Origin of the sequence: Cognatundibacterium jejuense, from assembly GCF_014284255.1 — a bacterium.
Taxonomy (GTDB): domain Bacteria; phylum Pseudomonadota; class Gammaproteobacteria; order Burkholderiales; family Burkholderiaceae_D; genus Undibacterium; species Undibacterium jejuense.
The window spans coordinates 89,574-105,553 of record NZ_JACOFV010000008.1; the positions used below are offsets into that span (position 1 = coordinate 89,574).

Sequence of the window (15,980 nt, forward strand, 5' to 3'; positions counted from 1 at the left end):
GTAAGACCAGCTCTAGGTGTCAATTTTCCACAACGGCAGCATTTCCTGCCCTTGATCATACAAGAGTTACATATTGGTACCGCATCATTTCGATGCGCCTTAGTGAAGTTTCCGCATTTAGAGCAACGTTTTTTGACAAAAACTTTCGGATAACAAGTACCGCAAATCGGTGTACCTTTATGAAGACGGTGAGCCTTGTCAATATTCTCTCCGCACTCGCCGCATCGTCGCGAAGTATCTTGATTATCGGAATTTGTAAGGATATTCAATGGTCGCTCTCTTTCTTCCGACCGCTCTGTGTGAATTTCCATTTATGAATTACGGAAAATGCTTCATCAAGGAGAATTTTTTCCCTGAGGGTAGATTTAGCTACTCCTTTTGGCATACGGACATATTGAAGTATTTTTGCTCTGCTATCGCTATTTCTTGCTTTACGGGGCGGAGAATATCTTTCGGGAAGAAGCATTACTGCATCTTTTAACCATCCGGGACCAATATCAAAATCATTGAGCCCTGCCTGTGAAAGCCGATGTGTTTCCGCCCATAAGAAAAACGAATCTGGCCAATTTTGTTTTAAAGTGGTTGCAAACTCGAACAACCTGACCCTAGCCAGTAGTCGCCACTGAAACCATCCTCCAGGATCACCTGCAAAGCATTGATCGTTCCGTGCAATTATTGAAAGTAGTCTATGCCAACTATTGAATTCGTGAAGTGACAATGAATCCGAATACAAAGCATTCTGCATCTTTTTTTGAAAATTCAAAGCACCTTCACAAGTGCAAGAAGATCCAGATGATATTAACGTATTGCTGCAAACGTGACATTTGAGATTTATTAGGCTTCCGTTCCGGTGGGGATGGAAAGGAGCGCCGCAACTTGGACAGCAATCCCGGAGACTGAGGTTATGAACCGGGCATTGAATATTAAACGCGAGTCGCCAGGCACGGAGACAAATAGGTTCATTCTCTGCGAGACACTCACTACAATACTGTTGCCCGAATGCTCCCCGAGTTCGATGAAACACACCCAACGGCAATATCCATCTGCTTATACCATTTCGGCAAATTCGCCCATCCATGATCATCATGAATGGGCGAAGTGTCATTTCTAAGATGACAGAAGCATCAAAACCAGTTTTACGAGATAAATCGTTAACTAGTTGCATGTTAGAACAACGATCAATATCGCGCGTCCAAATCTCATGACCAGGAAGCACAGTGCTACAAAACGTATGCAAGTTTAATTTATGTTTGTGCGCAAGCCGAATCAAAAAGGATGACAACAGTTCATCGTGACCTATTGCCGGGATCCGTCCTAGTCGCTTTGGCACATACATAATGCTAAGCCTTGCTCATTGAGCGCTCGTTTAACGATTGAATGGCATCAGTGAGAATTGTGTAGCTAATCGATTCCAGATTTGACTCAATCGCATTGACGGCGGCCTGGGTAATAATTTTCTTTACGCCACCAATTGCACCACCCGAAGCGTTAAATATTGCTATCGTCTTTTCCCTACTCGCCAGATCAGATGGCTCAGCCAAAGGGAGAATGGATTCAAATGTCGCAAGTAAATTTCGAAATTGTTGATTCAATTTCCATCGCGGTAAGGCCATTTGTTCGAAACGGGTAAGAAATTGACTATCGGATGCCAAAGCCCTCGCAACATCAGATGTTCCAGCAACGACTAAAACAACTCCTAATCTGTTAACCATAGATTTTAATGCGGCTAAAAACTGTCGTTGTAACCTAGCCGTGCCATGAAGCATATTGTGAAACTCGTCCACAATGATCATTTTCACTCCCAAGTCGAATAATTCTGACATCGCTTGAGCCTCAAGCTTTTCTACAATCCCCGCAGGGTTATGGACGATGAGCATGGACTGAAGTACTGCGCTCCAAAACCGGCCTTCGTCTGGCTCTGGCGGCATTTCAACCGAAATAACATGACATATCTCTTTGTTCGCTGAGTCCATATAAATTGGATGTCTTATGATGAACTCTTTCAAAAGAGTGGTTTTCCCACTTTGGCTATCTCCAATCAATGCCCTGCAGGGCATACGGTTGGTTTTGGGATGGTTGATCAAATCTTCCAACTCACGTAGATGTGCATCTCCCATGTCGTATGACAAAAAGTGATCTCTACGAATGAAGGTTATTCTCTCAACTTTTGCCCGATCAACGTAATCTAATATAGCTGGAGACAGATGATGATTTAAGCTCATGAACTAATCCTAACGTTACGTATAGGCGCCACTGGAGCATCAAACAAATCGTCTAACTCATCTCTTGGTTCTGGCCGCTTTTTAGTTTGACTTTCGTCTACGTTTTTCGATTCAGTTTTATTCAGAGTAACGGTATAGGCTTCTTTTCTTTCTTTAGTCTTTTTTGAATTCGTCTGGCGCCCTCGCTTAACACTTATCGTTTGCGTGATCGCATGCTCAGTTCTTTCACGATTTCGCTTGATTGATTCAAAGATAACGTCTTCGTCAATATTTTCGCGGCCTTCCTGCTTTAATTTACGCGAGATCTCGGTATATTCGGCACGGCTTATGTCAGGGTTCGACAGATTTCTATATGGGATTTCGAAGTACTGATTGGCTTCTGGGTCAAAAAACCATATTTTAGACAGATGTCTTGGATCCGTTCTGCAAATAAAAAGCCTTTTTTTCTTTGGATCGTCAGGACTGAGAGCATTAATCCAGCGATTAAGTACCTCACTGTAATAGGTCACTGTTCCAATTTGGATGCCATAATTCTGGACCGTTCGCATTGTAATTGGCAAAAAGTCGATCACTAGCTTTTGAGGATCAGGAGGTATTAATGGTAGCCCATGCCCCAAGTGTTTATCATCGCCTAGAATTGCTAGTTCCCATTTCCTTATCGGGGACATATTGAGTGCGGAATGAATCTTTTGATGATATTGATTCACAATCCATTCAACGATATGGGTCTCTATTTCCTTTAAGGTCAATGCGGCCTTCTTTTTCGAATCGTAGCCTTTACGATCAGCGGGTTTTGCAAACGTCGTTCCAGGCAACTTATGTACTACCCTATTTACATTACCAATCATCCTCTCTATGTGGCCACCATAACGAGGAGTTTTAACTGGCCGCAATTGAAGGCTAATGCTGTATTGATCGCAAGCACGTGTTAAATTTTTCCCTTTAAAATCTTTCCCATTGTCGCAATGAACTTTCTGCATTTTTCCATACACTGGCCAGCGTCCGCTTATCCCAAGACTGGCCAGATAGTCTTTTTTGGGAAGCATCGCCATTGACAAGCAACAACCAACGGCTACGTATGACGGAGCATCCAGTGAAATATAGATTCCAACAATCATTCTTGAGTAGACATCAACTGCCAAGGTAAGCCATGGGCGTTTCAAGGGCTCACGTGTTTCCTCATCTACTACAATGAAATCCAGTGGTGTATGGTCAATCTGCACTACTGATAGTGGTCCATCAGCACCTGGAAATGATCCTAATATCGCTTTAGATATTTTATTGGCATCCTCAACAAATCCTTGCGCCCGCAATACTTTTTCCTGAGGTAGAGATGCAAGGCGATTTCGGATTGTATTCGGGTGAGGCATTTTTATTTTTTGGTCACGACATTTTTCTCGGACCGCCTCGATGATTTCTGCTGCATTGAGTCTTTGACTATCGAGATATATATCTTCAATTACTTGCTCAATGATCAATTCAGCATCCGGATCAATTAGTTTGATGCCTTTTTTTCGACCAGGTGTCATTGGTACCAATGAAGACATGTGACCGCTAGATGAATACAATTTGATCCACTCATAAACTGTCGCAGGATGGACTTTCGCCCTGATTGCAGCTTGCTCCACTTGTGCGCGAGTACGATTAGCAATCAGCAAAGGCTCAATAACATCATAGATCTCTTTTGCTTTGGCCCAATCTTTATCCGAATAGTCCTCAAGATCATTGGTTATTGGTTTTTGAAGCTCTCGCGGCATGACCTCAGTTATTGGCCTTAATTCCTCAGTGGCCACTCGCTCCGTCTCGTCAGTATCCAGTGACTGTACGACGACACTGTCTAATGACAAAACACGTCTTATTCGTACTGGGCGCCCACGATAGCTGAACAGAGCGCCAGCCTCAACCTTGAAAAAACCGCCTGAGGCAAGATTAGTCATTTTCGTCTTCCTCAATTGCCCAGACTTGGGTTTCCATTGTTAAAGGATTTGTTATATCGGCACCTATCTTTTTAGCATAAATTAAATGCCAAAAAACTCCTACGGCAGCCATTCGTCGATCCTTATTCCAGAAGGCCGCCGCAAGTAGTTCAGATGGTGTGGATATCTTTAAGGCATCCATTGTTTCCAGCAGCACAATAGACATATTTTCTGAATCTGACCATTCGACGTATCGTTTGAGAAAGTATACATTCTTCAAATAGTCCGTCCGAATAAAATCATCGGTTGCGATACGAAAGCGCCAATTCCGCTCTTTACACAATTGCGCTGCCGCTTGAAATTTTGGTCTCAATTGCTCCCAACGCTCCTCTAGCTCTTCACGATACTTAATTTCGTATAAGCAAGGTGTCCAAGCACGCCTATTTCCCACCTTATTAAACTCAACGAGAAAGTCAGGTGTGTAATGCCTGATTTCTCCATTACCGTCTTTGTATTGAATCTTGAGAGGCTGGGCGGTTACCTTCTTAGTTCTTGCGGCGAAACTAGCCAATACAAGGAAGTCTCGTTCAAGTGTTCCTTCATAGGGAACGAAGTCACCATTTGGGATTTTTTCGTATCCAGTGCATACGCGCCTATTAGAAATCACATCGCGAACACCGTTTTTTGATTCAGTAGTCTTAATTAATGTAATTTTCAATTTAGTCGCCTTATTTATTGTAAATAATTCGGATAATTCATTGTAATATTATGCAACAACCACGGGCATTAGCAAATTGAAATCGGGTTAATAAATGGAATTGACAGTGGAGGCAATCCTCGCCCCGGTGAAATCTCTCTCGCCCATCGTGGCGTACTGTTCCTTGATGAACTGCCAGAATTTGATCGTAAAGTATTAGAGGTCTTACGTGAGCCATTGGAATCGGGGCATATCACGATCTCACGCGCGGCGCGGCAGGCGGATTTTCCGGCACGTTTTCAACTGATCGCCGCCATGAACCCGTGCCCGTGCGGCTATTTCGGACACAGCAATGGTAAGTGCCGTTGCACGCCAGACATCATCAATCGTTATCAAGATAAAATTTCTGGTCCCTTGCTCGATCGCATCGATATACAAATCCAGGTTGCCGCATTACCGCAAACTGATTTGCTCAAACAAGCCAGCGGCGAACCAAGCATCCACATTCTTGCTCGTGTAGAAGCCGCCTTTGACCGCCAACAGCAAAGACAAGGCAAAGCCAATAATCTGCTCAGCACAACAGAGATTGATACGCTGTGCCAGCCCGATACAGAAGCAGAAAAAATACTCAAGCACGCCATGAATAAATTCGACTGGTCAGCCCGCGCTTATCATCGGGTGCTCAAGGTTGCCCGCACCATTGCCGATCTGGCTGCCTCCGAACACATTTGCGCACCCCACGTGGCGGAAGCGATTCAATACCGCCGTGCGTTGAAAGAACGCTAGGACATAGCGCCCCGCACTCTTTTACAGCATTCCCAAGATCAGGCAGCAAATATGAACCTCAATTTCAGCCCTGGATTTTCAAAGACAGAATTTTTCACACAGTTCAACGCCGGGATTGAAATCTGTGTTCCCATGACCAGATACAGGCCACATCGCTCACTTCAGGAGAAAACCATGTCCCCGCAGGAAATCCAGATTTTGCAGAACTTTCTTGATCAATTAATACAAGTTCAGGGTGTCAATAAAGACCCGGTTGCGCTCGAAATGATCACGGCTGCCGTCAGCAAGCAAGCAGATGCGAGCTATTTATTGGTACAACGCGCATTGTTACTGGATCAAGCAATGGCCAATGCCAATAGCCAAATTGCCAGCCTGCAAGCGGATTTGCGTGAGCAAAAAGCACTGGTTGCAGCACTCAGCGCGAGTTCAGGCGGTTCTTCAAATTCCAGCTTTCTGGATCCAGCCGTCAGTGGCTGGGGAAATAGCGCGCACAGCCGGCCATTGAATGTGCAGCCAATCGGTAACACCAGCGATTATCCCTCTACAACGACTTCCGTCACAGGGGCGCCATTAGCCGCGTATCCGGCCATGGGGGCAGCGCCAGTGCAATCCACCCAGCCCGTGCAATATGCTCAGTCAGCATCTCCTAGCTTTTTTGGTGGCAATACTGGCAGCGTCTTAGGCACGGTTGCCACCGCAGCGGCAGGCGTTGCCGCAGGTGCGTTTTTATACGAGGGTATCAGCCATCTGATGGGTGGCAATGAGCGTCACGGAATGGGAAATAATTTCAGTGACATCAACCCAGGCAACAATCTGAATAACAGTAATGATGGTGGCTTGATACCAGGTTATTTTGATCAGGGTCAAAATCAAGCATCCGCGCTTGATAGCGTGTCCGATGATAGTAGCGATAACGGTAGCGATGACACGTAAGCCGTTACAGCCTGCTCAATAAAGTCTTACACATTTACAAAAAAATACACAGCCACTTTCTGCTCCGGTCATCTATTTTGGGGATAATTCGTTGTATCCTCATATTCTTTGAATGTGACCGGAGAACAGAAAGCCCATGCTTACCTCTACAACAATACAACGGTTGGCCAGTGCCACGCTGATATGTTTGCTAAGTGCATGTTCCTCTTCTTTGTTGCAACAGGGCGCAAAGAACAACTACGTTAAAGAATTGCCTCCCATTGGTAACACGCTGACCAAAGCCAATGTCAATCCAAATCAATTATTGAACCGTCTGACCTTCGGCAGTAACTTTTCTTCTGACCAGCAACTGCAAACTGTCAATATGGACCGTTATCTGGATCAGCAATTACGTTCCCGTGGCAGCGTCGTACCTAACGTGATCCAGACGCAAATCAGCGCCATGACGATTTCCCAAACCTCGCTGGAGGATTTAATACACAAGCTGGAGGCACAACGGATTGCCGCTGACCAGCAAAAAGGGGTAGATGACAGTCTCAATAAGCAATACCAGCAAGAACTGAGTCGCCTGCAACGCGAAGCAGCAACCCGTTCATTGTTGCGCGACATTTATTCCCCCAACCAGTTACAGGAACAAATGACCTGGTTCTGGATGAACCATTTCAATATTCACAGCGGCAAACACAATATCCGCGCCATGTTGGGTGACTTTGAAGAAAATGCAATTCGTCCTTACGCCTTAGGTAATTTCCGCGATTTATTGCGTGCCACTGCTTACCATCCTGCAATGCTGCGCTACCTCGACAATGAGTACAATGCCAGCGGCCACATCAATGAAAACTATGCGCGTGAAATCATGGAGTTGCATACCATGGGCGTTAATAGCGGCTACACACAAAAGGATGTGCAAGAGTTGGCGCGGGTGCTGACAGGTGTCGGTATCAACCTCAACGGCAATGCCCCGAAAATCAAACCTGAGCTGAGCAAATTTTATGTTCGTCGAGGTTTATTTGAGTTCAATCCGCAAAGACATGATTTTGGCGATAAGCAGTTTTTAGGTACCACCATTCACGGCCGCGGCTTAAATGAGATGGAAGAAGTGTTGAGCATGTTGACCAGACAGCCAGCTACCGCACGCTACATCAGCAAAGAGTTAGCGACCTACTTTGTGTCCGACAACCCATCCGATGCGCTGATTCAAAGCATGGCAAAGAGCTTTTTACAAAGCGATGGCAATATCCCCATCACTTTACGTACCATGTTTGACTCGCCGGAATTTATCGCCTCGCTCGGTCACAAATTCAAAGATCCTCTGCATTACGTCGTGGGTGTTGTACGTCTTGCTTATGACGGTAATTCCATCGTTAATACTGGTCCGATGTTGAACTGGCTCAATATGATGGGACAGCCTTTCAATGGTCATCAGACGCCAGATGGTTATTCTATGCAAGAAAGCGCCTGGGCAAGCCCGGGGCAGATGAGTGTGCGCTTTGATATTGCTCGCTCTATGGCATTCGGCACGCCTGGTCTGTTTAAGATCGAGAATCAGCCGGCGCCAGCAGAAAAACCACCAGCACCCGCTTTGGCCAGCTCTATGTATGCCAAAAACATGAGTAATACCTTTAGCAAAGAAACCCGGGACGCTTTGCTACAAGCGAAGAATCCTAACGAATGGAATATCTTTTTCCTCGCCTCACCAGAAATGATGCGACGCTAATTCATTCGACTTCATTCAATTTTATTCAATTTCATTCAATTATCAGTCTGAAGGAACCATCATGAACCGCCGTGACCTGCTTAAATCCATGCTGGCGATGACTGCATTGCCAGCCACGGGATTTTGCACCAGTGCGCTGGCAGAACCAGCAACGCAAAGTCGATTTTTATTGGTTTTTTTGCGTGGTGGTTATGACGCATGTAATTTACTGGTACCTACTTCCAGCAGTTTTTATTACGAATCCCGTCCCAACATTGCGATTGCCCGTCCCAGCGATAATCCGCAATCAGCACTGGCGCTCAATGCCGACTGGGGACTCCATCCGGCACTGCGTGACACCATTTATCCCATGTACAAAAATGGTGAAGTCGCATTTATCCCTTTCGCAGGAACCGACGACCTGACCCGCAGCCATTTTGAAACACAGGATACGATAGAACTCGGTCAACCATTGAATACGTCGCGCAATTACCATTCTGGCTTTATGAATCGTTTAGCCAGCGTAATCAATGGTGGCAAAGGCATTCCGGCGATGGCATTCACCGATCAATTGCCGATTTCCATGCAAGGCACTGCCAGCGTAGGCAATACGTCTTTGCGTAACTTGTCCAAATCCAGCGTCGATCCACGCCAAACCGACATCATTCAAAAAATGTACGGCAAAACCGGCTTAGCCCAGCAAGTCAATGAAGGGTTTGCAGTAAGGCAGGATATCGCGATGGAAATGCAAGATGAAATGAATGCCGCGAATCGCGATGCGATCACCACCAAAGGTTTTGCACTGGAAGCCAAACGTATCGCAAAAATGATGCGTGAAAAGTATGCGCTCGGCTTTATCGATGTTGGTGGTTGGGATACGCACGTAGACCAGGGCGGTGCGAAAGGCGCATTGGCGGGTAAATTTGAAGAACTTGGTCGCGGACTGGCTGCTTATAAAGAAGAAATGGGCGACGCCTGGCATGACACCACAGTGGTCGTGATCAGCGAATTCGGCCGTACCTTCCGCGAGAACGGCAAGCGCGGCACCGATCACGGACACGGTAGTGTCTATTGGGTCATGGGTGGTGGCGTCAAAGGCGGACAAGTCCTCGGCGACCAGATTAAACTAACATCCGGCCAATTATTTCAAAACCGCGATTTCCCGGTATTGAATGAATATCGCGCCGTGCTAGGTGGCTTGTTTTCGCGGATTTACGGTTTGAACAATCAGCAATTGACTACCGTGTTCAATGGCGTTAAAGCACGGGATCTGGGCTTAATTTAATACTACCTTGTTGGTTCGACAATGGCAGATCTACATAAAAAATAGCGCCGCCACCTTGATCTGCAGGGAGATTATAAAAGTCGATATCTCCCTGCATTTGTTGAATAATCACTTTAGAAATTGCCAAGCCAAGGCCAGTTCCGCCTTTCGCACGCGTATCTGACGAATCAGCCTGAGAAAATTTTTGGAAAATCCTGTCACGGAAGCTATCTGGCACTCCGCTGCCCTGATCTTCCACCGAAATTCGAACCGTGTCCTGTCCCAATCTGCTGGCACGCAAATTAACTACGCCACCTTGTGGTGAATATTTGCAGGCATTAGAAATCAGGTTTGCCATCACTTGCTGAAAACGCCCCTGATCCACATTGACCGCAGTCAGTTTGGCGGCATTGTCCTCATCTGCAATGTACAAGCCAACACCAAGTTCTTGGGCTAAGGCCTGATTATTTTGCACTGCCGCTTGCAGTAAAACACTGAGATTAACGCGCTCCATCAAAAAGTCCATTTTACCGGCTTCAATTTTTTGAATATCGAGTAAATCATTAATCAGGCGGGTCAGGCTGGTACTATTTTTGTGTGCCATTGTCAGTAGCGGCAATATTTTTTCCGGTAATGCGCCCATTGCGCCCCCCATCAACAAACCCAGTGCGCCTCGTATCGCAGTCAGTGGCGTACGAAGTTCGTGGCTGACGGTGGAAATAAATTCATTCTTCATGCGTTCAATTTTGCGGCGATCAGAAATGTCGCGCACAAATACGATGAGTTTTTGTTTTCCGCCCAGATGATATTCGCTCATAGCCAACTCAGCCGGAAATAATTCGCCATTTTTTCTGCGTCTCTCGGTTTCAAGCAACAGACGCCCAGTCTTTAAAAATTCGCGCTGGTTAGTGGCCAGCGTCAATAAATCAGCTTGCCCTTTGGGAGAAAATAATTGATTATCTTTTCCTACAACATCGTCAGCTGAATAACCATAAATCAATGAAGCTGCTGGATTGATCGCTTCCACGATACCCTCCTCATCAATCATCACAATACCGTCAACCGCATTTTGAAAAATCGCCTGCAAACGATCAGAAGACTCTTTCAATGCGCCTTGTTGTTCGGTCAAGTTTTGCAACAGGCCGGTTTGACTGCGATTAATAATATCCGCCTCGCGTTTGAGTTCGGTCATCACCCGCATATCTGTTTCACGCTGCAAAAATAGCTGAATTAATATACGGAACGCCGCCAGCACGGCAGCGATAGCAGCGGCGGTGACGATTGTGATAGCGACACTGATTTTCCACCAATCTGACAAATACAAATCTTCATCGATTGAAAAATTCACGATCAGCGGGTACTTGTCCAGTGCTTGGATCGCCTCCATACGGCGAACCATTGTCTGATTACCGGTATGGGTATCTGCTTCAGAGATGATGACGCCGGAACGTCTCTTTAAATCATTGAGCAAATGGTAGGCGCTGCCCTTTCGATTTGTGCGCCCCATGTCGGTATCACTTTCTGGCCATTTAGCAAGATAAATAAAGTCATCACGCATCAAACTGATGGCTGCGTGTCCGTCAACGCTAAGTTTTTGATAAAAATTAGAATAAAAGTCAGGTGAAATACCCATGATGACGGCACCAATAAATTCACCGTCGCTGCCAGTTAATCTATGGCTTAAAAAGAATATCCAACGGCCCGTGGTTTTGCTGTGCACCGGGTCACTGAGATAAATTTTTTGCATTGCATTATTACGCTGCACCTGAAAATAATCGCGATCCCCCAGATTATAAGTTGGTGCCGGAAATTCTCTCGATGTACTAATCACATTACCATCGACATCAAGCACAGAAATAACTTCGATGGCTGGAAATAACGCGACTTTATCCTTGAGGTACTGATGGAAATCATTCGAGCCAAGTTGCGACGATAAGTATTCGGCACTGATGCTCCATCTGTCTTCAATACGATCGGCAATATTACTCAGGGCCGTATAAGCAAAATCCATTTGCTGACTGGTGTTTTCAGCTAGAACAATACTGAAGGTTTCTGTTTGCTTTTCCCATTTACCAATTTCTTGTGTACGTAATGTCCATATAAAAGCAGCTGCTGCCAACAAAATTGCAACAACCAAGCCCACGGCAAGCGCGTTAGCGATACGACTGGCATGTATTCCTGCTAATCTCATAGTCAACATTTCTATCCGTCAAACAAAATGGCAAATGGCCTTAAATATTTCTGAATAACAACGACTTTTATTGTTTAAATTGTAAAGTTTGTAAAATAATAGTATCTTCATAATCATGCATTCTGTTAGCGCTCCGGCATAATTTTCGCTTAGATACAGTGCGACAAAGGTGAAGCAATGCCATCCCGAATTCGCCCAATCTTTGGTTATGACAGTATTGGATTTGTTTGCTAAAACCCAGCCATCCTACACAGATAAGAAAGTACCATGATCAGACGCTTTTTTTTCTTTCTCGCCAGTATTTTATTAGTGCTGATCATTGTTTTAGCTGGCAACACGCTACTACAGCGTTCGCAGCAAATCGAGGTGAGATCAATCGCACAGGTTACCATTGATGAGCAAGCAGCCGCAGATCGTCTCGCACATTCGCTGCGCTTCGTCACCATTTCCAGTCAAACCGATGAGAATGCAAACGCTGCTGAATTCCAAAAGCTCCATGCTTTCATGGATCAATCGTACCTCCATATTCGCACCGCACTAAAGCGTGAAACTATAGGTGCAAACAGCCTTTTGTACAAATGGGAAGGGACTGACGTAAGCTTAAAGCCGATTTTATTGATGGCACATCAGGACGTGGTACCAATCGCACCTGGTACCGAACATTCATGGCAACAACTACCATTTGCTGGCAACATTCAAGACGGCTTTATCTGGGGTCGCGGGGCGTGGGATGACAAAGGCAATTTATTTGCCATCCTGGAGGCAGTAGAAATGCTGTTGGCTTCAGGCTATCAACCACAAAGAACGGTTTATCTTTCATTCGGACATGATGAAGAAGTCAGTGGTTTGCATGGCGCGAAAGCGGTCGCCGAACTGCTTAAGTCACGTCAAATTCAATTTGAATACGTGCTGGACGAAGGCATGCTGGTGACCGAAGGCATTTTGCAAGGACTAGACAAATCAGCAGCACTAATTGGGGTGGCTGAAAAAGGTTATGCCAGCGTTCAGTTAAGTCTGGATGCAACACCAGGGCATTCCTCTATGCCACCGCAGCAAACTGCCATAGGCATGATGAGTCTGGCACTAAGCAAACTGGAGCAACATCAGTTACCCGCTGATATACGTGGCGTAGCGTTGGATATGTTCAACACCATCGCACCTGAAATGCACGGTATCAATCGCGTCGTTTTGTCCAACTTGTGGTTGTTCAGTCCTTTGCTACAGCATGAGCTGGAGAAAAGCGGCAGTACCAATGCTATGTTGCGTACAACAACCGCGCTGACGATGGTACACGCAGGCAACAAAGACAATGTATTACCAGGAAATATTCAAGCAACGGTGAACTTCAGAACGCTGCCCGGTGATACACAGGCGAGTGTGATGGCGCACGTCAAAAGCACGATAGACAATACCAAAATCCATATTCAAAGTCTGATGGGAAATTCCGAACCATCCAAAGTATCGCCGACCACTGGCAAAGCATACGAAACGATCAATCGTACGATTCGCGAGACCTTTACCAACACCATAGTAGCGCCAGGTTTGATGCTAGGGGCGACGGATTCTCGCTATTTTGAAGGTTTGAGTGAGAACATCTTCAAATTCTCACCGGTGCGCGCAGGCAGCGAAGATTTGCCAAGATTTCACGGAACCAATGAACGTATTTCCATCAAAAATTATGCGGAAATGATTCGGTTTTACCACCAACTTATTTTAAACAGCAGCAAACCATCCAATGAAAAGGAGAAGACGAAATGAACAAGCGTGTATTAACAACAAGTCTGCTATTGAGTCTGATGCTAAGCAGTACCTCAGTATTAGCTGCGGTGACTTCTTGCGATGCCATTATGGATAAAATCAATGCCAAACTCGAACATAAAAACGTCAATGATTACTCACTCAAAGTAATTTCCAAAGACACTGAAACCTCTTTACGTGTGGTGGGCGTCTGCGAGGGCGGGAGCAAAAAGATCATTTACAAAAAACATAAAGCAAAAAAATCCGAAAAAGCTGACAAGACTGAAGAGTAATCAGATCTGTTTTTTTTGACTGACGAACTGTGTTCAAATAGTCCTGGCAAAACACTGCCGGGGCGATTTCTTGTCCGCATTAATTTGATAATTTTTTGCTGCAGTAATACGCCGGACCGAAATAGGTCAACAATAAAGATGACTGCTCAGGGCTGAGATCTTTATCCTCCGCAAATCCTAACTTTTCCCAAAACGACAAGCTATCTTGCACGGAAACCAGACATACATATTGAAAATCTCTGCTCTGCGCGCAAGACAATGCTCGTTGAACCAATGCCACGGCGACGCCCTGTCCCGCCATTCGCGGTGCAACCGCAACATCATGAACGTACAAAGCATCAGGTATCGACGGTAGATCGAAGTCACTGCCTAAAGCTGATATTTTGCCGCGTTGAGAAGGATAAGCGACCAGATAAGCACCGATACCATCTTTATTTTCGGCGACCCATGCCGTTTCTGGCGATGCATGCAAGCGCGCTTTGAGGATATGCAACGACTCTATCATTTCGGGAATATACGCTAAGGCCTGTACTGCATGAACTGCAATCAGATCCGATTCACGCATCAGACGGATATTGAATGACATTGACTGAACTTATTTTTTAGATTTAGCAGAGGCAGAAGCGGACGCCGACGCTGATTCCGAAGCACTGTCCTCCTCCTGTACAGAGGCTGCCGCCGGATGCGCAGGCAACTCTGGTTTAACGACGTCAATTTTATTGTCGCGCATGTAGTCGTTCATTTCTTTCCAGCCAGCATAGATTGCAGCCCTCGATGCTTCAGGATTTAACGCATAGCAGTCTTCGATCGCTCGCCCTGCATGACGACAAGCACTTCCCGTGGCGCGGGCATCGGCTTCTTTTTGTTCCGCTTCTTTCGCAGGATCAGCAATACCCAGACGCTCGCAAGCACTCAGCAAAGTCAAAGAAAACAGAGCAATTAAGACAGAATGGCGTGGCAACATCATGGCACCAGTTTAAGTATGAGAAAATGCAAATCAGCAACGCCTTCCGGGTCTGAGACTCGAAAAGCAAGCTGCAAGAATAACTTATGATACCTTAGTGTAGACAAGTTTCGATAGCATTGAATTAAGAGACAGAACAAGGAAGATAGCGCTAATCAAAAACTCGTCGTGTTTGTATAGCGCCATACTTTTAAAAAAAATCTGATGCTATCGACTTGAAAAATCTCTGATTGACGATCGTTATTGTCCTTGTCTGATAGGTTTTTTCTTTGCGTTTTAAAATAACTATTTCTGGCGAAGATTTATGGCAATCAAAAAACTACGGATGTCGGCGTTGATACTTTTATCAGCGTTACTGTTATCTGCCTGTAACCCGCAATTTAACTGGCGTGAAATACATAGCAATGATGCGCCCTTCAGTGTGTTAATGCCTGGCAAAGCAGATAGTTTCTCGCAGGATATTCAACTTGCGGGCGTTACAGTCAAAATGACGATGACGGCAACCGATGTCGGCGGACTCAATTTTGCGGTTGGTAGTCTCAAGCTCGCTGATGTCAGTAAAACCACAGAAGTTCTGGCAGCGATGCAAAACGGTATGATAAAAAATATTCAGGGTCGTATCATCAAACCAGTAAGCGCAACGAATGCGGTCTTGGAAGTACAAGGCAAAGCCGGTGGTTCAGATGTTGTTATGGCGGCACGATTTTTAAACCGCGGTAATTGGGTCTATCAAGTGATCGTTCTTGGGCCTCAAAATAAAATGACACCGGAAATCATAGAAACATTTATGAGTTCATTCGTCGCAAACTGAAACACCGCATCGTCCGATTTGGGATTATCATTGTCTAAAGCGTTGGTGCTAAATTTCACTGCTTCGTAATGATTTCGGCAACAGTATATAAAAATTCGATAATTTTTCTCAAGGGAATCTGAACATGTTGATTACGTTTAAATCTAAAGCGGCAACTGAAGTAACGATGTATAAAGAACACGCTCGCCGCATTCTGGAACTGTTAGAAAAAGACGTAGAGCGTGGCATCATTACTCCAGCTGAATTGCCGCACGCCATAGAAAAAATTGAAGCGGCTGTCGCTGACAGTAAAGCTCATCCTATTTCTGACGAAGTCAGTCGTGACGTCAACGCCCATCACAATGAAAATGGTGATGACAACGAACACGAAAAGCCAGAACACGTTACATTTGCGACCCGCGTTTTTCCTGTATTGGAAATGTTGCATGCTGCTAACAAGATGCAAAGAGAAGTGATGTGGGGGGTTTAAC

General features: G+C 45.4%; 14 protein-coding genes and 2 pseudogenes. 8 read left to right on the forward strand and 8 right to left on the reverse strand.

From position 1 onward, the window contains the following. Window positions 1-265: 265 nt before the first annotated feature. From H8K32_RS20360 to H8K32_RS10050, 5 genes and pseudogenes are all read right to left on the reverse strand, one after another. On the reverse strand, window positions 266-763 hold the full coding sequence (locus tag H8K32_RS20360) for a hypothetical protein (protein WP_246447256.1): 498 nt from the start codon (window positions 761-763) through the stop codon (window positions 266-268). Between the two features lie 141 nt (window positions 764-904). Then, a pseudogene (locus tag H8K32_RS20715) lies at window positions 905-1,336 on the reverse strand (TniQ family protein); the annotation flags it as partial. 4 nt (window positions 1,337-1,340) lie between these two features. Further along, on the reverse strand, window positions 1,341-2,222 hold the full coding sequence (locus tag H8K32_RS10040; RefSeq protein ID WP_186912365.1) for a TniB family NTP-binding protein: 882 nt from the start codon (window positions 2,220-2,222) through the stop codon (window positions 1,341-1,343). Then, a complete protein-coding gene (locus H8K32_RS10045; protein ID WP_186912366.1) occupies window positions 2,219-4,159 on the reverse strand; it encodes a Mu transposase C-terminal domain-containing protein in 1,941 nt (646 codons plus the stop codon). The genes H8K32_RS10040 and H8K32_RS10045 overlap by 4 nt, the downstream gene beginning before the upstream one ends. Next, window positions 4,152-4,856, reverse strand: a complete 705-nt coding sequence (locus H8K32_RS10050) for a TnsA endonuclease N-terminal domain-containing protein (RefSeq protein WP_186912367.1) — start codon at window positions 4,854-4,856, stop codon at window positions 4,152-4,154. Before H8K32_RS10050 ends, H8K32_RS10045 begins: the two co-directional genes overlap by 8 nt. Window positions 4,857-4,955: 99 nt before the next feature. Here H8K32_RS10050 and H8K32_RS10055 point away from each other — a divergent pair. The 4 genes and pseudogenes from H8K32_RS10055 to H8K32_RS10070 all read left to right on the forward strand — a co-directional run. Next, window positions 4,956-5,621, forward strand: a pseudogene (locus tag H8K32_RS10055) (ATP-binding protein); the annotation flags it as partial. A 174-nt stretch (window positions 5,622-5,795) separates the two neighbouring features. Further along, window positions 5,796-6,554, forward strand: coding sequence for a DUF2076 family protein (locus H8K32_RS10060; protein ID WP_186912368.1), 759 nt, complete (start codon window positions 5,796-5,798; stop codon window positions 6,552-6,554). A 136-nt stretch (window positions 6,555-6,690) separates the two neighbouring features. After that, the gene (locus H8K32_RS10065) at window positions 6,691-8,271 is read left to right on the forward strand and encodes a DUF1800 domain-containing protein (RefSeq protein ID WP_186912369.1); all 1,581 of its coding nucleotides are present in this window, start codon (window positions 6,691-6,693) and stop codon (window positions 8,269-8,271) included. 61 nt (window positions 8,272-8,332) lie between these two features. Continuing rightward, window positions 8,333-9,535 (forward strand): DUF1501 domain-containing protein, encoded by a 1,203-nt coding sequence (locus H8K32_RS10070; protein ID WP_186912370.1) that lies wholly within the window; start codon window positions 8,333-8,335, stop codon window positions 9,533-9,535. Here the strand turns inward: H8K32_RS10070 and H8K32_RS10075 are convergent. Continuing rightward, window positions 9,507-11,714, reverse strand: coding sequence for an ATP-binding protein (locus H8K32_RS10075; protein WP_186912371.1), 2,208 nt, complete (start codon window positions 11,712-11,714; stop codon window positions 9,507-9,509). The genes H8K32_RS10070 and H8K32_RS10075 overlap by 29 nt on opposite strands. A gap of 258 nt (window positions 11,715-11,972) precedes the next feature. Between H8K32_RS10075 and H8K32_RS10080 the strand changes: the two genes are divergently transcribed. Together H8K32_RS10080 and H8K32_RS10085 are read left to right on the forward strand one after the other, a co-directional pair. Next, window positions 11,973-13,463, forward strand: a complete 1,491-nt coding sequence (locus H8K32_RS10080) for a M20 family peptidase (protein WP_186912372.1) — start codon at window positions 11,973-11,975, stop codon at window positions 13,461-13,463. Beyond that, window positions 13,460-13,735: a DUF1161 domain-containing protein gene (locus tag H8K32_RS10085; RefSeq protein WP_186912373.1), complete on the forward strand. Its 276-nt coding sequence runs from the start codon at window positions 13,460-13,462 to the stop codon at window positions 13,733-13,735. Before H8K32_RS10080 ends, H8K32_RS10085 begins: the two co-directional genes overlap by 4 nt. A 79-nt stretch (window positions 13,736-13,814) precedes the next feature. Here H8K32_RS10085 and H8K32_RS10090 read toward each other — a convergent pair whose 3' ends face one another. After that, a complete protein-coding gene (locus tag H8K32_RS10090) occupies window positions 13,815-14,321 on the reverse strand; it encodes a GNAT family N-acetyltransferase (protein WP_186912374.1) in 507 nt (168 codons plus the stop codon). Between the two features lie 9 nt (window positions 14,322-14,330). Beyond that, window positions 14,331-14,702 carry a hypothetical protein gene (locus H8K32_RS10095; RefSeq protein WP_186912375.1) on the reverse strand — a complete coding sequence of 124 codons (372 nt, stop codon included), beginning with the start codon at window positions 14,700-14,702 and terminating at the stop codon, window positions 14,331-14,333. A gap of 301 nt (window positions 14,703-15,003) precedes the next feature. Here H8K32_RS10095 and H8K32_RS10100 point away from each other — a divergent pair, with 301 nt between their 5' ends. Together H8K32_RS10100 and H8K32_RS10105 are read left to right on the forward strand one after the other, a co-directional pair. Then, window positions 15,004-15,510, forward strand: a complete 507-nt coding sequence (locus tag H8K32_RS10100; protein ID WP_186912376.1) for a hypothetical protein — start codon at window positions 15,004-15,006, stop codon at window positions 15,508-15,510. Between the two features lie 124 nt (window positions 15,511-15,634). Next, window positions 15,635-15,979: a DUF1840 domain-containing protein gene (locus H8K32_RS10105; RefSeq protein ID WP_186912377.1), complete on the forward strand. Its 345-nt coding sequence runs from the start codon at window positions 15,635-15,637 to the stop codon at window positions 15,977-15,979. The last annotated feature ends 1 nt before the right edge of the window (window position 15,980 follow it).